Consider the following 18,424-nt stretch of genomic DNA (forward strand, 5'->3'; position numbering starts at 1 on the left):
TGGGAACCCGGCTGGGGGTAGGCGTCCCAATCCAGCCCTTTCAAAGTGTAAAAATAGCCCTTCTAAATCAATGGGTTGAAAAGGCCGTTTTTCTGTGTCGAAGCGTAGGACGCCACCAACGGCGACATGGGCCACAGCAAAATCAGGGACTTACATAACCCGATTTCGCCAACCGGGTAAACCACTTTGAAAGGGCTGGCGTCCCAATCGCACCAAATGAAAGCGCGACGTACCGCTTGTGTGCAGACTGGGCATCGGGATCGCTCGACAGGGGCGGGGCGGGCACCCAACCCAACCCACCGGCTTGCCGCGCCAAGCCCGATCCGGCGCTGGATGGGGCGGTGGAGATGGCCGGATATCAGAATATCCATATCGCTGGTGCGCGATTTGCTTATCGACTGGAATCTTTTTTTCCAACCCCCTTCCAGAGGGACCATTCCAGTGCGGTTCGCTTCGATCCTTCCCATGAGCGCCGCGGCTTCCAGGTCGGCATCGACCGATGAAGCCGCCGTGGCATCAACCCGCGGCCCCAGGGCCGCGCAGCGCCCAGAGCCCCCCCATGCCTGAGACCCCCCGGCCAGCGGATAAAGAGCAATGGGTCGTCTGGAACGGCTTTTTCGGCATTCCCGCCATGGCCACGATTGGCCGGGTCGAGGTCGGCACGGACGGCAGAAACGCCTGGCTGGACCCGCCCTTCGACATGGTGGGCCCGTTCAACCTCGACGAACTCGAAACACGTGGCCGGATCGCCTTCGCCGCTTGCATCGTCATGTCGCGCCAGCGATGGCAGGACGACCAAGTGGAACTGCGCCGGGAGTCCCGCGAAAGACGCCGTGCGGCGCAGGAGCGGCTATACGGAGAACACGGGCAGTTCAACGGAGGCCGGAGGCGGCACCGGCCCCACCGCCAGCCACACGACGATAGGCAACACCGGGAGACATTGAACCTGCCGGTCGATGGAAAACTGACACCCACCCAGATCAAAACGGCTTATCGGCGACTCGCCCAAAAGGCACATCCCGATGTCGGCGGCAGCCACGAGCAATTCCTCCGTATCACGGAAGCACGTAACGCGCTGCTCGACCACATCTAGTGGCCGATGGCATTCATAGCTGGATACGGGCCACCGCACGCCATAAAGCCCAATTTTTGCGTCACCCGGCCGGATAGCCCATCGGCGCTACGGCATGGCCTCCTTTCACCGCTTGAGCAAGCGCAGCACATAGATCAGCGCCACCGCCCCACAGGTGGCGACGATGATGCGCCCCACCAAGCCGCTAGCGTGCAGGCCCAGCACGCGGAACAGGAACCCCCCGATGAACGCGCCCAGCACCCCCACCGCGATATCGCCCGCCACCCCGTAGCCGCCGCCCTTCACCAGCCTACCGGCCAGCCAACCCGCGATCAGGCCCACCAAAACCAGTGTAATCAAACCCATGGCATCCATCCTCCCGTGGTGTTCGCCGTGGAAAATCCGCATGCACACCGGAAACCCTTCCGTCCGCATCCGCCCCGAGCGAAGGGGTACATGCCCCGGAATGGCCCGGCTGTAGCCGGATTCTATCGGTTTTCTTCGGGCAACAAAAAACCCGCGTGCCAGGAAGCACGCGGGTTTTTCGGTTTTCGGCGGGCCTTATCAGCCTTGTGATTGGCGGAGAGGAAGGGATTCGAACCCTTGTGGGGAGGTTAGTCCCCCATCCGATTTCGAGTCGGCGCCGTTATGACCGCTTCGGTACCTCTCCTTTTTGAAAGGGCTGTTATTATAAACGACTTTCCTATAAAAAGTGTGATGCGTGTCATGAATTCAACAAGACTCATGGACCGCGCCCCGGAATCCGGCCCCGCAGCCGGGCCTGTGACCAACGAAACGAAAAGCGTAGGACCGACGCAACTTGAGTCGCTCCGCAATCTTGCGCTTCTCCTTTTATTGATCCCTTTTCCGGGGGGCGATCCAAAGCCGCGCGAGCCTGTCGCCTCGCCCGAACCCGCTCCGTCCATTCCCGAGCCACAGACCACCGGCGGCCCTGGGAACGGGCCGGAATCCTCCACACAGAGCGAGTCCGCCCCCGACCTGGACCCCGCCCTCGAAGACGCCCTGCGCCGCGATTATCAGAAACACCTGCCCCGGCTCCAGCCCTTGTTCGCGGAGGCGGGGCGGCGGCATGGCCTCGATTGGCGGCTGCTGGCGGCGGTCGGCTATCAGGAATCCAAATGGAACCACCGGGCGGTCTCGGCGGAAGGCGTGCGCGGCCTGATGATGCTGACCGGCCCCACGGCGCGGGAACTCAACATCCGCGACCGCTTCGATCCCGCCCAGAGCATCACGGGCGGGGCCGCCTATCTCAGCCGGACCCTGACCGCCCTCCCCGCCCAAATCCCAGACCCCGACCGGGTCTGGTACGCGCTGGCGGCCTATAACCTGGGACCGGGCCATGTCGAGGACGCCCGCGTCCTGATCCAGGCCAGGGGCGGCGACCCGGACCGTTGGGACGAACTCAAGCGGGTGCTGCCCTTGCTGGCCCATCGCGCTTGGCACCGGCACACCCGCCATGGCCGGGCGCGGGGCGGCGTGGCGGTGCGCTATGTGAACAGCGTGCGCCGCTATTACGAGCTATTGGTCTGGCTGACGGACGAGGAGGAAAGCCGCAAGCCCCTGCTGGCGCGGGCGGACGGGACCTAGGCTCAGCGCTTGGCGCGGAAGAATTCCCGGAGCATGGCCCCGCATTCATCGCCCAGCACCCCGCCCGTGGTTTCGAGGCGGTGGTTGAGGAATTCGGCTTCCGCCAGATGCAGGGCGCTTTCCACCGCGCCGCGCTTGGGGTCGGTGGCAGCGTAGACCAGCCGTTTCACCCGCGCGTGGGAGATGGCGCCCAGGCACATGACGCAGGGTTCCAGGGTGACGTAGAGGGTGGTATCGACCAGCCGGTAATTGCCGATCCTGGCGCCAGCTTCGCGCAAGGCGACGATTTCGGCGTGGGCGGTGGGATCGTGGGTGGAAATGGGGCGGTTCCAGCCTTGGGCGAGGATGGCCCCGTCCTTGACCAGCACCGCGCCCACCGGCACTTCGCCCAGCGCCCGCGCTTGTGCGGCCAGGGCCAGGGCGTGGCGCATCCAATATCCATCGTCGGAAGAGGCCGCGCCGTCCACGGCGGGCGGGAGCGGCATCACTCCCATTCGATGGTGGCGGGCGGCTTGCCGGAAATATCGTAGGTCACGCGGGAAATCCCCGGCACCTCGTTGATGATCCGGCGCGACACCCGGTCGAGGAAGTCATACGGCAAATGCGCCCAATGCGCCGTCATGAAATCGATGGTCTCGACCGCCCTGAGCGCCACCACATAATCGTAGCGGCGGCCATCGCCCATTACGCCCACCGATTTCACCGGCAGGAACACCGCGAACGCCTGACTGGTTTTTTCGTACAGCCCGTGCCGGTAGAGTTCCTCGATGAAGATGGCGTCGGCCCGGCGCAGCAAATCGGCGTATTCCTTCTTCACCTCGCCCAGAATGCGGACCCCAAGGCCGGGACCGGGGAAGGGATGGCGGTGGATCATCTCGGAAGGCAGGCCGAGTTCCAGGCCGATCTGCCGCACCTCGTCCTTGAACAACTCGCGCAGGGGTTCCACCAATTTCAGCTTCATATGCGCGGGCAAACCGCCGACATTGTGATGCGACTTGATGACGTGGGCCTTGCCGGTCTTGGAACCCGCCGATTCGATCACGTCCGGGTAGATGGTGCCCTGGGCCAGCCAACGGGCGTCGGTGAGCTTGGCCGCTTCCTCGTCGAAAATCTCCACGAACACCCGCCCGATGATCTTGCGCTTTTGCTCGGGATCGGCGACGCCCGCCAGTTCAGACAGAAACCGCTGTTCCGCATCGACCCGGATCACCTGGACGCCCATGTGCTTGGCGAAGGTCGCCATCACCTGATCGCCCTCGCCCAGCCGCAGCAGCCCGGTATCCACGAACACGCAGGTCAGCCGCTCGCCGATGGCTTGGTGCAACAGGGCCGCGACCACGCTGGAATCCACCCCGCCCGACAAACCCAAAATCACTTGTTCGTCGCCCAGCTTGGCGCGGAGGTTGGCAAGGCTGTCCTCGATGATGTTGCGGGCGGTCCACAGGGCGTCGCAGCCGCAAATCTCTTTCAGGAAGCGTTCCAGGATGCGCCCGCCCTGGCGGGTGTGGGTGACTTCGGGATGGAATTGCAGGGCGTAGAAGCGCCTATCTTCGTCGGCCATGCCGGCGATGGGGGCGCTGTCGGTGGAGGCGATCAGCTTGAAGCCGGGCGGCAATTCGGTCACTTGGTCGCCGTGGCTCATCCAGACATCCAAAAGGCCGAAGCCTTCCGGGCTGGCGTGGTCCTCGATATCGCGCAGCAAGCGGGAATGGCCCCGCGCCCGCACCTGGGCATAGCCGAATTCGCTATGGGTACACGCTTCGACCTTGCCGCCCAATTGCGCGGCCATCGTTTGCATCCCGTAGCAAATGCCCAGCACCGGCACGCCCAGCGCGAATACCCGCTCCGGTGCCCGTGGGGTATCGGCCTCGGTGACGGTTTCGGGACCGCCCGAAAGGATCACGCCCTTGGGCGCGTAGTCCTGGATATATTGCTCGTCGCAATCGTAGGGATGGATTTCGCAATAGACGCCGATCTCGCGCACGCGGCGGGCGATCAACTGGGTGTATTGGGAACCGAAATCGAGGATGAGGATTTTGTGGGAATGGATGTTTTGCATGGGATAACTTTATTAGGACTAAAAAATAATTTAAGGCGAAAAATGCAAAAAAAAGTTATATGCCATACAAGTTCCTGCCATAAATATTAGATAGGAAATTAATCCTAACGAGATTGCTAGTTTGTTTAGAATTAAACCAACTTTTCGATGCGCGCTATAAAATTTTAGCTCGCTGAGATAGACCGCACCAGTCGCTAAAGCAGCGATGAATATACCGAAAACAAAAGTGGTCAAACTATTCGCCAGCAAAGGTATTTTTATGGATACTTTCTCTGATGTGGAAAGATGCCCAATGAAGGTAAGCAAAGCTACAGTGGCACCACCGTTCATGAGGAACGCTGTTCTTAATGAAGCCTGCCCAGAATTGATTACGGATTTAAATAATTCTATACGCTCAGAATAGGCAAATTTATGCTCCTCGACCCATTTTTGCAGATTCGCTTTCTGAAGTTCTATATCCGCATCGGCACTACTCTCTATGTATTCCGCAAGATATATGATCAAATTATCTGTACCAATAGATTCAATGCCATCGTTTTTTAAAACTTCGATCTGCTGCTTTAATTTTTGTGCGAACTCTTTCGCGTTCATTTGTTTTGCCGAAATACTTTTTGATTTTATATTTAAAGGCTTTTCAGCATTGCAGATATCAACCGGCTCCCGGATAGCCTTTCATTCCCCGGCCCGAAAAAGGCGATATGCCCATCGGTATCGACCACCCAAACCTCCAGCGCCCCGACCCCGAAATACAGCGGCATCTTATCCAGCATTTCCTGCCAGCTATTCGAGGGCGACATCACTTCGACGCAGATTTCGGGGGCTTCGGTGACATAGCCGGGTAGTCCGCAATGGCGGTGATGATAGTCCGGGCTGGCGAGAACCATATCCGGCGCTTTCACGCCGTCGGCGGTGTGGATACCGAGTTCGGTCCCGCTTTCCCACTCGGGCGCGATCCTCGCCAAAGCCCGGATGAGCCGGGCCACATGGTTGCTATGTCCATAATTCACCGGCGTCATGATGATCTGTCCCCTCGCGTTGGTTTCCCAGGGAAACGGCAAATCCAGCTTTTCGATAGCCTTGAGCAGGTCGGCATCCATAACGGCGAACCTCCGCGAAGGGGATGGATTCAATCCAGGGAATAATTCGGTGCTTCCTTGGTGATGGTGACATCGTGGACATGGCTTTCGCGCATCCCCGCCGAGGTGACGCGCACGAAGCGGGCCTGGGTGCGCAGTTGTTCGATAGTGCCGCAGCCGGTATAACCCATGGCCGAGCGCACCCCGCCCACCAATTGATGGAGGATGGACACCAAGCTGCCCTTGTAGGGCACGCGGCCTTCGATGCCTTCCGGGACCAGCTTCTCGGCCTCGCTGCTGTCCTGGAAATAGCGGTCGCTGGAACCCTGCTGCTGGGCCATCGCGCCCAGGGAACCCATGCCACGGTAGCTCTTATAGGAACGGCCCTGGTAAAGCTCGACCTCGCCTGGCGCTTCCTCGGTGCCGGCGAACAAGCCCCCCAGCATGACCGCGTGCGCCCCCGCCGCCAGGGCTTTGGCCACGTCGCCGGAATAGCGGATGCCGCCATCGGCGATCAAGGGAATATCGGTGCCTTTCAAGGCATCGGCCACATTGGCGACCGCCGTGACCTGGGGAATGCCGACCCCAGCCACGATGCGGGTGGTGCAGATCGAACCGGGACCGATGCCCACCTTGACCGCGTCGGCCCCGGCCTCGACCAGGGCGCGGGCGGCCTCGCCGGTGGCGATGTTGCCGCCGATCACCTGGACCTCGGGGAAGTTGCGCTTGACCCAATGCACCCGATCCAGAACCCCCTGGGAATGACCATGGGCGGTATCCACCACGATCACGTCCACACCCGCCGCCACCAGGGCCGCGACCCGCTCCTCGGTCCCTGGGCCGGTGCCGACCGCCGCGCCGACCCGCAGCCGTTCCTGCTCGTCCTTGCAGGCTTGCGGGTAGTCCTTGGATTTCTGGATGTCCTTGACCGTGATGAGGCCGCGCAATTGGAAGTGGTGGTTGACCACCAGGATTTTCTCGATGCGGTGCTTGTGCAGGAGGCTGACGATCTCGTCCTTGCCCGCGCCTTCCAGCACTGTGACCAGCTTGTCCTTGGGGGTCATGACCTTGCTGACCGGCTCGTCGTAGCGGGTCTCGAACCTCAAGTCGCGGCTGGTGACGATGCCGACCAGTTCGCCCCGGTCCACCACCGGCACGCCGGAAATGCGCTTGGCGCGGGTCAGTTCCATGACCTCGCGGATGGTGATATGGGGGGAAACGGTGATGGGTTCCTTGATGACGCCGCTCTCGTATTTCTTGACGCAATCCACCTCGTAGGCCTGGCGCTCGGCGGTCATGTTCTTGTGGACGATGCCGATGCCGCCTTCCTGGGCCATGGTGATGGCGAGGCGCGATTCGGTGACCGTATCCATGGCGGCGGACAACAGTGGGATGTTCAACCGGATGTTGCGCGTGAGCTGGGTTCCCAGGTCGGCTTCGCGCGGCAGCAGGGTGGAATGGGCAGGAATGAGGAGGACATCGTCGAAAGTGAGGGCTTCTTGAACGACACGCATGATTTGCTCCCGCCAGCTAAAAAATCGGACAAATATAGGTGAAAGCGCGCGTATAGGCAAGGTTTGGTGGGCTTGTCAATGGTGGAGTGCGACATGATGCCCTTCCCCGCTCGGTTCAATTCCGATAAACCCGGAAATCGGCCTGGCAACCGCGCTCCACCCAGATACCCCAGTTATCGTTGCCCCAGTTATCCTTGTATTTGCAGGGCTTGCCGGAAAGGCGCTGGGCGACCTCGACCCGGCCGATCTTGAACGGGCTGTTGCAGCGCTTCCAACCGCCGTTGATGCTCTCGCAGCGGATGGTTACGACATTTTTATTGTTATTGCCACCGCCATTCCACGGCCAGTTGCCGCCTCCATTCCCATTACCGCCGCCCTGGGCATAGACCCGGAACCGCGCCCGGCATCCTTGATCGACCCAAACCCGGTCGTTGTTATAGCCCCAGGTCCGCCCGAAATCGCAGGGCGATTTGGACAGGCGCTGCTCGATCTTGACCTGGGCTATCGGGAAACCCGCCCGGCAGGCACGGTTGCCGCCATCGTTGCTTTCGCAAGTGAGCGTTTGCGAAACATTGTTGGACCCGCCGTTGTTGGGCCATCCCCCCTGGTTCGGCCAATAGCCACGGTTGCCGCCGCAACCGGCGATGGAGAAGGCGAGCGTGGTGGTGACGAACGCGGCACAGAAAGCCCGTGCTTTGAAGATCATGGGATTTACCTCGGCTGGACTGGACGGATCGGGTATCCAGCCAGGATAGCACGCCCAGGAAAACCCGGATTTCGCCACCCCGGTGGGCGATACGCCGGGCGGCGGGAACCCTCCCGCGCTCCGGCGCAAAAAGCCCGCTCAGGGGGTTCCGGCGGCGGACTGGGCCTCGATCAAACGGCCCTGCCCGGCGCGGTCCAAGATTTCCCGGAACACCGCCGAGCGCCGGGCCAGGGCGGTTTCCTGCTCGGGGGTGACGCCCTGTTCCGCCAGCGGGAAGAACACGCCCAACAGGGCCGCCTCGGCGATAGGCTCGAAGAACGCCGCCTTCAAGGCCCAGGAAAACACCGCCGCGAACACATAAATCCAAACCCCGAGCGGCACCGGGAACCCTTCGGTCAGCATTTGGAAACCCACCGCCAGCAGCGGGAAGGCGGCGGCGAAGCCCAGCCACTCGAACAGGGTGGCATAGGTCCGGTATCGCAGCAGGGAGCCGAAATGGCGGTCGTGGACGGCCAGGGCGGTGGCGGCGGTGCGCCAGGGATTGCCGTGGCCGGAATGGAAATGCCCGGCCAGGAGGGTTTGATGATCAAGCGCGGCGAAGCGGCCCAGCGCGATGCGGGCGTATTTGCCCACCTGCGGATGGTCCAGCAGCGGCGCGAGCCAGGCGGGCGGGGCCGGAATATCGGCCAAAGCGCGGCGGATATGCCGGTCGAGGTCGAACAAGCCGGAAGTGCTGGGAAAGCTGGCATGAACCTGCTGCTTGGCGTAATCGAGCTGGGCCTTGCCGCCGGGAATGGGTTTGCCCAGGGCTTGTTCGGCCAGCAACAGCAATTGCGGCACCTTGATATAGTGCAGCCAGTAAGGGCGCAGCTTGTACATCAAGCAGGCAAAGGCCGCAAAACCCAGCACTGCGCCGAAGGGGGCCATGGAATTGGGGTTCTTGCCCCAAGCATCGGCGGCGATGGCGATTCCGGCACCCGAGAGCGTGGCGAACAGATAGCCCAGGCCGGTGCCCAGGCAAATCGAGAACCGGTACAGCGCGAAGGGCATCGATTGCTCGATGTTGCGCGTGCCGGCCAGGAGGCTGAAATGGGACATGGGGATTCCTCTGGTTGGGATGGAGTTGGAGGCGCTATTTTAAAGCGGGGCGGGAGGGAATGCCGCGACCGTAGGCCCGCCCGCGAGTTGGGCAGGGCGCGGTAAAACCCATCACCATGGATATCCTCCCGCAACGATAGGTTTCGCGGCCCCATACCGTCGGCCAATAAAAAGCCCCGCCAAGCGGGGCTTTCAAAGGAGATGCCGGGCGGAACCCGCAGGTTCCGCGGTCGGGAACCGGCTTATTTCTCGACGGCCTTCATGCTCAAGCGCACCCGGCCTTGGCGGTCGATTTCCAGCACTTTGACGCGGACCACATCGCCTTCGGACAACTTGTCGCTGACCTTCTCGACATGTTCGTCGGAGATTTGCGAAATGTGGACCAGGCCGTCCTTGCCGGGCAGGATGGTCACGAACGCGCCGAAGTCCATCAGGCGGACCACCTTGCCTTCGTAGATTTTGCCGACCTCGACCTCGGCGGTGATGGCCTCGATCCGGCGGCGGGCTTCGTCACCGGCCTCGCGGTCCACAGAGGCGATTTTCACGATGCCGTCATCGGTGATATCGATGCTGGCCCCGGTTTCCTCGGTGATGGCGCGGATGGTGGCCCCGCCCTTGCCGATGACATCGCGGATTTTGCTGGGGTCGATGGTCATGCTCATGATGCGCGGCGCGTAATCGGACATTTCCTTGCGCGGCGTGGCCAGGACTTGGTTCATCTTGCCCAGGATATGCAGACGCCCGGCCTTGGCCTGATCCAGCGCCTTGCTCATGATCTCGGCGGTGATGCCGTCGATCTTGATATCCATCTGCAAGGCGGTCACGCCGTCGCGGGTGCCCGCGACCTTGAAATCCATATCGCCCAGATGGTCCTCGTCGCCCATGATATCGGACAGCACCGCGAAGCGGTCGCCCTCCTTGATCAAGCCCATGGCGATACCCGCCACCGGGGCTTCGATGGGCACACCGGCGTCCATCAGCGCCAAGCTGGTGCCGCACACGGAAGCCATGGAACTGGAGCCATTGGACTCGGTGATTTCCGACACCACGCGGATGACGTAGGGGAAGCTATCCGGGTCCGGCATCACCGCCTGCACGCCGCGCTTGGCCAGACGGCCATGGCCGATCTCGCGGCGCTTGGGGGAGCCGATGTTGCCGGTCTCGCCCACGCAATAGGGCGGGAAGTTGTAATGCAACATGAAGGGGTCTTTGTATTCGCCCTCGATGGCGTCGATCACCTGGGCATCGCGGCCCGTACCCAGGGTGGCAACCACCAAGGCCTGGGTTTCGCCACGGGTGAACAAGGCGGAACCATGGGTGCGCGGCAGGACGCCGGTGCGGATGGTGATGGGGCGGACGGTAACGAGGTCGCGGCCATCGATACGCTGGGCCTCGTCGAGGATACGGGCACGCACGGTGTCGTATTCCAGCCTCTCGAACACACCGCGCACGGCGGTGGTGGAATAGCGGCCTTCGGCGGTCAGCGCCTCGATCACGGCTTTACGGGCTTCCTTCACGGTCTGGCCACGGAGCTGCTTGTCGGCGATGCGGTAGGCGGCATCGACGGCGGCACCGGCCTGGGCCTTGACGGCCTCCTCCAGGGCGGTATCCGGGACCGGCGGCGTCCAATTCCAAGACTTCACGCCGACCATTTCGGCCAGTTCCAAAATCGCATCGATGGCGACCTGCATCTGCTCATGGCCGAAGATGACCGCGCCCAACATCACCTCTTCGGGCAACATGGCGGCTTCGGATTCGACCATCAGCACGGCCTTGGAGGTACCGGCCACCACCAAATCCAACATGGAATCGTCCAGGTCGGACGCCAGCGGATTCAGCACATATTGGTCGTCGATATAGGCCACACGGGCCGCAGCTATCGGACCTTGGAACGGCATTCCGGACAAGGTCAGCGCCGCCGACGCGCCCAGCATGGACGGCACATCGGGATCGATCTCGGGATTGAGGGAAAGGACGGTGGCGACCACCTGCACTTCGTGGGTGAATCCGTCCGGGAAAAGCGGGCGTATCGGACGGTCGATCAACCGGGCGGTGAGCGTTTCCTTCTCGGTGGGGCGTCCTTCGCGCTTGAAAAACCCGCCGGGAATCCGCCCCGCGGCATAAGCCTTCTCCTGATAATTCACCGTCAGGGGGAAAAAATCGGTTTCGGGAGAAGCTTCCTTCTTGCCCACCACGGTCACGAGGACCACCGTTCCCTCCATATCGACCATAACCGCGGCGTCGGCTTGACGCGCGATTTCGCCGGTCTCGAAGGTCACCAAATGTTCGCCGTACTTGAACTGTTTCCGAATCGGATTCACATCGATACCTACTAAGTGTCGAATACTATTTACGCAGGCCGAGCTTTTCGATCAAGGTCTTGTAACGTTCGGAATCTTTGCTCTTGAGGTAGTCCAGCAGTTTGCGGCGTTGGTTGACCAAGCGCAGCAGGCCACGACGGCTGTGGTGGTCTTTCTTGTGTTGGACGAAATGGGGGGTCAGGTGGTTGATGCGGGCGGTGAGCAGGGCGACCTGGACTTCCGGGGAGCCGGTATCTTGGGTGCCGCGCTGGTATTCCTGCACGACGGCGCTTTTTTCAACTGCGGTGAAAGGCATGAATCTACTCCTAGGGGAAAACTCGGCTTAAATAAACCCGTAATTTTAGCGTTATGCGCCTATGCGTTCAACGCGAAAGGCTTTGGGCCGGTTCCCGCACGGGACCACGCGAACCGGCTGTTCCAATTCGATCCGGTCAGGGACTCGCGGCTCCGTCCGATGGTTCGCGCTTGAGCTTGACCAGGCGGCGCGGCGCGATCCGGCCATCGTCCAACACCTCGCCCATGCCCATGAACAGGGCATGGCGGCCATAGAGCCGGACCCAGCCTTCGGTAGGCGCTTTCGGCACCAACACCGCCTCGCCCTTGCGGAGATAAAAGCTCAATTGATCGTTGAGATGCACGGCGGGCAAACCGGACACGATGGTATCCAAAGGCAAGAGCAAGCCCGGGCGCTCGGCTTCGGCCAGGGCTTCCAAGTGGTCCAGGGTGTGGGCATCGGCCACTTTAAGATCGCCGACGGCGGTGCGGCGCAGGATTTCCACATGGCCGCCGCAACCCATGGCCCGGCCCAAGTCCTCGGCCAGGGTGCGGATATAGGTGCCCTTGGAGCAATGCACGTCCAAATCCATGCTGGTCGCGTCGAAGCCTTCGAGTCGGAGTTCGTAAATGGTGACGGCGCGGGCCTCGCGCTCGACCTCGATGCCCTTGCGGGCCAGATCGTACAAGCGTTGGCCCTGGTGCTTGAGGGCGGAATACATCGGCGGCACCTGGAGGATTTCGCCCCGGAACGGAGCCAAATAGCCTTCGATGAATTCGGCGCTCAAGGGCGGCACGGGTTGGGTTTCGATCACCGCGCCTTCGGTGTCTCCGGTCTCGGTCGCGACGCCTAGGCGCACCCGCACTTGGTAGCGCTTGTCGGTATTCAGCAGGAAACCGGAGAGCTTGGTGCCCTCGCCCAGGCACAGCGGCAGCAAACCGCTGGCGATGGGGTCGAGACTGCCGGTATGGCCCGCCTTCTTGGCCCGGAATAGCCATTTCGACCGCTGCAAAGCTCCGTTGGACGTGATGCCGGTCGGCTTGTCCAGCAGGAAGATGCCGTTCAGATCGAGGGCGTTGGCCTTGCGGCTCATGGGTTTTCCTCCTCCCCGCCCGTTTCCCCGCCACGCTCCGGCGTTGCCTGTGAAATCTTGTGCAGCAGGGCATCCATCCGCAGCCCGCGCTCGATGGAATCGTCGAAGGCGAAACGGATTTCCGGCAACACCCGCACCCGTAGCCGCTTGCCCAATTCCCGGCGCAGGGCCGGTACATACTCGGCCAAAGCCTTCACGCAGTCCTTGGGCGGCTTCTGGTTGCCGAGGAAGGTCACGAAAATCTTCGCCACCGCCAAATCGCGGCTCAACTCGACCTCGCTGATGGTGACCATCCCCAGCCCCGGCTCCTTGACGTGGGTTCCGAGCAACTCGGCCATTTCCCTTTGGATTTGCGACGCGACCCGGTCGCTACGGGTGAATTCCCTGGGCATTCGTGATTACCGCTGCACCAACACCTTTTCGAACACTTCGATCTGGTCGCCGACCTTGACCTCGTTGTAGTTCTTGATGCCCATGCCGCATTCCATTCCGGCCTTGACCTCGGACACATCGTCCTTGAAGCGGCGCAAGGAATCCAACTGGCCCTCGAAGATCACCACGTTTTCGCGCAGCACGCGGATCGGCAAATTGCGCTTGACATAGCCATCCGTGACCATACAACCGGCGATGGCCCCGAACTTGGGATGGCGGAACACATCGCGCACCTGGGCATTGCCGACGATCTGCTCTTTGTATTCCGGCTCCAGCATCCCATTGATGGATTTTTTGATCTCGTCGATGGCTTCGTAAATGATGCTGTAGTAGTGCAGGTCGATCCCGCGCTCCTCGATCAGCTTGCGGGCGCCGGCATCGGCGCGGACGTTGAAGCCAATGATGATGGCGCTGGACGCCAAGGCCAGGTTGGCGTCGGTTTCGCTGATGCCGCCGACGCCGCCGCCGATGACCTTGACCTTAACCTTATCGGTGGACAACTGGGTCAGGGAGCCGCGCAAGGCTTCCAAACTGCCCTGCACGTCGGCCTTGATGACCACGTTGAGATCGACACTGCCTTCGCCGGATTCCATGCGCGAGAACACATCTTCCAGCTTGGTGGCTTGTTGCGCCGCCAGCTTGGTGGAGCGCAGGCGCTCCTCGCGGTTCAAGGCGATTTCGCGGGCTTTGCGCTCGTCGGACACCACGATGAACTCGTCGCCCGCGTTGGGCACCGCCGACAAGCCCAGCACTTCCACCGGGCAGGACGGCCCGGCTTCCTTCACCGGCTTGCCGTTCTCGTTGAACATGGCGCGGACGCGGCCAAATTCCATGCCGCAGAGGATGAAGTCGCCTTTCTTCAAGCGCCCGGCCTGGACCAGGATGTCGGCCACCGGACCCCGGCCCTTTTCCAGCTTGGATTCGATCACCACGCCGGTGGCGGGGATGTCGTAGGGGGCGCGGAGTTCCAACACTTCGGCCTGGACCAGGATGGCGTCGAGCAGGGCGTCGATGCCTTCGCCGGTTTTGGCGGACACGGGCACGAACTGGGTATCGCCGCCCCATTCTTCCGGCACCACGCTCAGCGCCACCAATTCCTGCTTGACGCGCTCGGGATCGGCCTGGGGTTTGTCGATCTTGTTGACCGCGACGACCAAGGGCACGCCGGCGGCGCGGGAATGATCGACCGCCTCGCGGGTCTGCGGCATCACGCCGTCGTCGGCGGCCACCACCAGCACCACGATATCAGTGACTTTGGCGCCGCGGGCGCGCATCGCGGTGAAAGCGGCATGGCCGGGGGTGTCGAGGAAGGTCACGGCCCCGCCCTGGTTGGTCTTTACCTGATAGGCACCGATGTGCTGGGTGATGCCACCGGCCTCGCCCGCCGCCACCCGGCTCTTGCGGATGTAATCGAGCAGCGAGGTCTTGCCGTGGTCGACATGGCCCATGATGGTGACGACCGGGGCGCGGTGCGATTGCTCGGCTTCGGCGGCAAGGCTCATGGTGGCCTGGATTTCGGCCTCCAGCACGTTCTCAACCTGCAAGATGGCGGTATGACCCATTTCCTCGACCACCAAGGTCGCGGTGTCCTGGTCCAGCATCTGGTTGATGGTGGCCATGGTGCCCATGCCCATCAAGGTCTTGATGACTTCGGTGGCCTTGACCGACATGCGCTGGGCGAGGTCGGACACGCTGATGTTTTGGGGGATGGCGACTTCGCGCACGATGGGTCCGGTGGGTTTTTCGAAGCCATGTTTGACTTCGGGGGTGGGGGGAGCCGCTTTGCCCAGTTTCAGTTTTTTCTTCCTGGGCTGCTTACTGCCGCGGATATCATCCAAATCCCGTACATCGTCGTCCTGGCTGCGACCGCCGCGTTCGCCGCCGCCTTTTTTCTTGTTGTTATTATTGCCACGGTCGGCGGGCGTGTTGGAACGCACCGCGGCGGGTGGCGGGGGCGTGGCGGGCTTGGCGCGGCGGGAGGCATCGGGAGCCGCCGCCGGGGCGGGCCGACCGACACCGGAACGGGGCGGCTGGGCAGATCGCGGTTCCTGGCCGGGACGGGAGTCTGGACGGCGCGGGTCCTGGCCAGGACGCGGGGCGTGTGGCGGGCGGGAAGCGGGCTGCGGGGCACGGGCTTCCTGCGGGCGGGAAGCGGGCTGCGAGGCGCGGGTTTCCTGCGGGCGGGACGGTTGGGCGGGACGGGCTTCGCGGGGCGGCGGTTGCGGCGGCCTGCGCTGGTCTTCCGTGCGGCGCTGGACATCGCCTTGTTCGCGTTGCTTGCGCTGTTCCTCTTCCTGCCGCTGGGCCGCTTCCTGCCGCTGGGTCTCTTCAAGGCGGCGCTGCTCCTCGGCGGCACGCTCGGCCTCTTCGCGGCCGCGGCGCTCCTCCTCCTCGGCCAGGCGGCGGGCTTCCTCCTGTTGCAGACGCAAAACCTCCTGGACTTCGAGTTCGCGCCGCTGCTCTTCCTGGGCCAGCCGGGCCTTCTCGGGCTCGGGGCGGCGGTCGCCGGTTTCGGGCAACTCGCTACGCTTCACGTAGGTGGTCTTCTTGCGGACCTCCACGCTGATGGTCTTGGTGCCCTTGCCGGGAATCTTGCCCTGCTTGAGTTCGCTCTGGACCCGGCGTTGCAGGGTCAACCGCTTGGGCTCGCCCAGATCGGCCTGGTCCTTGCCGTGGCTCTGGCGGAGGAATCCCAGGAAGCTGCGCTTCTCGGCATCACTCAGCACATCGTCCGCGCCGCTCTTTTTTATGCCCGCGTCGCCCAGCTGCGTCAGCAGCCGCTCCAGCGGTGTTTTGACCATTTCGGCGAGTTGCCGTACCGTCATATCGCTCATTCTGTAAGCCCCTGCTAATTTCCCCTTAACTTTCCGCGAACCACGGCAGACGTGCCGTCATGATGAGTTGGGCCGCCCGCTCCTGGCTCAGCCCCACGCTGTCCATCAGTTCGTCGACCGATTGTTCCGCCAAATCCTCGACCGTGCGGACGCCGTTGCCCGCCAGCCGGTAGGCCAAATCCCGGTCCATGCCTTCCATGTCCAAAAGGTCTGGGGCGGGTTCCGCCGATTCGAGTTTCTCTTCGCTGGCGATGGCTTTGATCAGCAAGGAATCGCGGGCCCGGTTGCGCAGTTCCTCGACGATGTCCTCGTCGAACTCCTCGACTTCCAGCAGTTCCTTGGCCGGCACATAGGCCAGTTCCTCGACCGTGGAGAAACCCTCGCGCACCAGGATGGCGGCCACGTCGTTCTCCACGTCCAATTGGTCCATGAACGAGCGGACCAGCCGTTCGTTTTCCAGTTCGTTCTTGGCCTCGGCCTGGCTGGCGCTCATGACGTTCAGGGTCCAGCCGCTGAGGTCGGAGGCCAGCCGGACGTTCTGGCCACCCCGGCCTATGGCCTGGGACAGGTTCTCGTCGGCGACAGCGATGTCCATGGAATGCTTGTCCTCGTCCACCACGATGGAGACGATCTCGGCGGGGGACATGCAATTGACCACGTATTGGGCTTCGTTCTCGTTCCAGAGGATGATATCGACCCGCTCGCCCGCCAGCTCGTTCGACACCGCCTGCACCCTGGAACCGCGCATCCCGACGCAGGCACCGACCGGATCGAGCCTGGGATCATTGCTCTTCACCGCGACCTTGGCCCTGACGCCCGGATCGCGGGCCGCGCCCTTGATGTCGATCACGCCCTCACTGACTTCCGGCACTTCCAGGCGGAACAGGGCGATCAGGAGTTCCGGCGCGGTGCGGCTGACGAACAATTGCGGGCCGCGGGCTTCGGGCCGGACGGCCTTCAAATAACCGCGCAAACGGTCGCCGGAGCGCACGGCCTCGCGGGGGATCATTTCATCGCGGGGAATGAAGGCTTCGATATTGCCGCCCAAATCCAGATAGACATTTCCGCGCTCGATGCGCTTGACCACGCCGGTGATCAGTTCGCCGACCTTGCCCTTATAGGCATCGACGATCTTGCGGCGTTCGGCCTCGCGCACCTTCTGCACGATGACCTGCTTGGCGGTCTGGGCGGCGATGCGGCCGAACTCGATGGATTCAATGGGTTTTTCGACCGTGTCGCCGACCTGGGCCTGGGGGTCGAACTCGCGGGCTTGTTCCAGGGTCGTTTCCAGTTCGGGGTTTTCCAGCACCTCGGGTTCGACCACCTGCCAGCGCCGGAAGGTCTCGTAGCCCCCGGTCCTCCGGTCGATGGCGACCCGCACATCGAACCGGTTGTCGTGGCGCTTGATGGTGGCCGTGCGCAGCGCATCCTCGATGGCCGCGAAGATGACTTCTTTCTCGATGTCCTTCTCGTTGGAAACGACATCCACCACCAGCAAGATTTCTTTGTTCGCCATGGCACCTTCCATACGTGTTTTATTCAAAATTCGGGCGCCAAACGCGCCTTGTCGATGGCCTCGAAGGGTATCCGCAGCGTCGCCTCGCCGTCCTGCAACAGGACGGTATCCCCTTCCACCCCGGCGATCCGGGCTTTGAACCGGCGGCGGCCTTCGATGGCCCGCGCCAGTTGCAGCCGCGCCATTTCGCCCTGGAACCTTGCGAAATGGGCCAGGGTGAACAAGGGCCGGTCCATGCCGGGGGAAGAGATTTCCAGTTGGTAGCGGCCTGGAATGGGGTCTTCCACATCCAGGGTGCCGCTGAGCTGGTAGCTGACCTTGGAGCAATCGTCCAGGGTGATGCCGGCCTCGTGGTCGATGAACACGCGCAATATCCGCTGGCGGGCGTCGAATTCGACCCCGACCAGTTCGTAACCCAGTCCCGCGACGACCGGATCGATCAAATTCACCAAGCGCTCCTGCGCTCTCATGGATTACCTCGTTGGCTAGCATCCGCGTGAAACAAAAAATGGGCTCGAATGGCCCATTGTTGTTTTAATTCCGTTAAAAACTAAAAAAGCCCCAAGGGGCCAACTTCAGGAAGCGGGATTGCGCTGCGGCCATCCAGGATCAGCGCCGACCCCGCCAATTAGCCACGAATGATAGCAGGGTCGGAAGGCGATGGGAACCGCCGGATCGATGGGATGCGGCGCGCCCGCCGGATGGACCCGATAGGCAAGGTCCAGACGGCCCAGCCCAGGTTCGGCCCACTGACGGCATTTCGCACAAACCCCCCAGGTATTCGGCCAGGCCCACCTCCCTTTTTTATGACATAGTCATCC

At 62.4% G+C, this 18,424-nt stretch carries 17 protein-coding genes and 1 tRNA gene; 2 read left to right on the forward strand and 16 right to left on the reverse strand.

The window, feature by feature from the left end; translation table 11 throughout:
* The first annotated feature begins 559 nt into the window (after nt 1–559).
* A complete protein-coding gene (locus tag B9N93_RS17170) occupies nt 560–1,093 on the forward strand; it encodes a J domain-containing protein (protein WP_085216318.1) in 534 nt (177 codons plus the stop codon).
* 105 nt (nt 1,094–1,198) lie between these two features.
* Here the strand turns inward: B9N93_RS17170 and B9N93_RS17175 are convergent, their stop codons facing one another.
* On the reverse strand, nt 1,199–1,438 hold the full coding sequence (locus B9N93_RS17175; protein WP_085216319.1) for a GlsB/YeaQ/YmgE family stress response membrane protein: 240 nt from the start codon (nt 1,436–1,438) through the stop codon (nt 1,199–1,201).
* Nucleotides 1,439–1,649: 211 nt separating this feature from the next.
* Nucleotides 1,650–1,742, reverse strand: a tRNA-Ser gene (locus B9N93_RS17180).
* 185 nt (nt 1,743–1,927) lie between these two features.
* Between B9N93_RS17180 and B9N93_RS17185 the strand changes: the two genes are divergently transcribed.
* The gene (locus tag B9N93_RS17185; protein ID WP_217807316.1) at nt 1,928–2,680 is read left to right on the forward strand and encodes a transglycosylase SLT domain-containing protein; all 753 of its coding nucleotides are present in this window, start codon (nt 1,928–1,930) and stop codon (nt 2,678–2,680) included.
* 2 nt (nt 2,681–2,682) lie between these two features.
* Here the strand turns inward: B9N93_RS17185 and tadA are convergent, their stop codons facing one another.
* The 14 genes from tadA to rimP all read right to left on the reverse strand — a co-directional run bounded on the left by tadA (nt 2,683) and on the right by rimP (nt 18,073).
* Entirely contained in the window at nt 2,683–3,165 is a 483-nt protein-coding gene (tadA, locus tag B9N93_RS17190) for a tRNA adenosine(34) deaminase TadA (RefSeq protein ID WP_085215465.1), read from the reverse strand.
* The gene (guaA, locus tag B9N93_RS17195; RefSeq protein WP_085215466.1) at nt 3,165–4,739 is read right to left on the reverse strand and encodes a glutamine-hydrolyzing GMP synthase; all 1,575 of its coding nucleotides are present in this window, start codon (nt 4,737–4,739) and stop codon (nt 3,165–3,167) included. The genes tadA and guaA overlap by 1 nt, the downstream gene beginning before the upstream one ends.
* Before the next feature lie 30 nt (nt 4,740–4,769).
* Nucleotides 4,770–5,330, reverse strand: coding sequence for a hypothetical protein (locus tag B9N93_RS24905; RefSeq protein WP_125469041.1), 561 nt, complete (start codon nt 5,328–5,330; stop codon nt 4,770–4,772).
* Nucleotides 5,331–5,362: 32 nt separating this feature from the next.
* Nucleotides 5,363–5,836: a Uma2 family endonuclease gene (locus B9N93_RS17200; protein WP_085215467.1), complete on the reverse strand. Its 474-nt coding sequence runs from the start codon at nt 5,834–5,836 to the stop codon at nt 5,363–5,365.
* A gap of 29 nt (nt 5,837–5,865) precedes the next feature.
* Nucleotides 5,866–7,329 carry an IMP dehydrogenase gene (gene guaB, locus B9N93_RS17205; RefSeq protein WP_085215468.1) on the reverse strand — a complete coding sequence of 488 codons (1,464 nt, stop codon included), beginning with the start codon at nt 7,327–7,329 and terminating at the stop codon, nt 5,866–5,868.
* Nucleotides 7,330–7,444: 115 nt separating this feature from the next.
* Nucleotides 7,445–8,035 (reverse strand): DUF3011 domain-containing protein, encoded by a 591-nt coding sequence (locus B9N93_RS17210; protein WP_085215469.1) that lies wholly within the window; start codon nt 8,033–8,035, stop codon nt 7,445–7,447.
* A gap of 138 nt (nt 8,036–8,173) precedes the next feature.
* Entirely contained in the window at nt 8,174–9,133 is a 960-nt protein-coding gene (locus B9N93_RS17215; RefSeq protein WP_085215470.1) for a hypothetical protein, read from the reverse strand.
* 242 nt (nt 9,134–9,375) lie between these two features.
* A complete protein-coding gene (gene pnp / locus B9N93_RS17220) occupies nt 9,376–11,454 on the reverse strand; it encodes a polyribonucleotide nucleotidyltransferase (protein ID WP_085215471.1) in 2,079 nt (692 codons plus the stop codon).
* A gap of 25 nt (nt 11,455–11,479) precedes the next feature.
* Nucleotides 11,480–11,749 carry a 30S ribosomal protein S15 gene (gene rpsO / locus B9N93_RS17225; protein ID WP_085215472.1) on the reverse strand — a complete coding sequence of 90 codons (270 nt, stop codon included), beginning with the start codon at nt 11,747–11,749 and terminating at the stop codon, nt 11,480–11,482.
* Nucleotides 11,750–11,885: 136 nt separating this feature from the next.
* Nucleotides 11,886–12,821 (reverse strand): tRNA pseudouridine(55) synthase TruB, encoded by a 936-nt coding sequence (truB, locus tag B9N93_RS17230; protein ID WP_085215473.1) that lies wholly within the window; start codon nt 12,819–12,821, stop codon nt 11,886–11,888.
* Nucleotides 12,818–13,213 carry a 30S ribosome-binding factor RbfA gene (gene rbfA, locus B9N93_RS17235; protein ID WP_085215474.1) on the reverse strand — a complete coding sequence of 132 codons (396 nt, stop codon included), beginning with the start codon at nt 13,211–13,213 and terminating at the stop codon, nt 12,818–12,820. The genes truB and rbfA overlap by 4 nt, the downstream gene beginning before the upstream one ends.
* Nucleotides 13,214–13,219: 6 nt before the next feature.
* Nucleotides 13,220–16,087, reverse strand: a complete 2,868-nt coding sequence (gene infB / locus B9N93_RS17240) for a translation initiation factor IF-2 (RefSeq protein WP_085215475.1) — start codon at nt 16,085–16,087, stop codon at nt 13,220–13,222.
* Nucleotides 16,088–16,112: 25 nt separating this feature from the next.
* Entirely contained in the window at nt 16,113–17,603 is a 1,491-nt protein-coding gene (nusA, locus tag B9N93_RS17245; protein ID WP_085216320.1) for a transcription termination factor NusA, read from the reverse strand.
* A 23-nt stretch (nt 17,604–17,626) separates the two neighbouring features.
* Nucleotides 17,627–18,073, reverse strand: coding sequence for a ribosome maturation factor RimP (rimP, locus tag B9N93_RS17250; protein ID WP_085215476.1), 447 nt, complete (start codon nt 18,071–18,073; stop codon nt 17,627–17,629).
* Between the last annotated feature and the right edge of the window lie 351 nt (nt 18,074–18,424).

Origin of the sequence: Methylomagnum ishizawai, from assembly GCF_900155475.1 — a bacterium.
Classification (GTDB): domain Bacteria; phylum Pseudomonadota; class Gammaproteobacteria; order Methylococcales; family Methylococcaceae; genus Methylomagnum; species Methylomagnum ishizawai_A.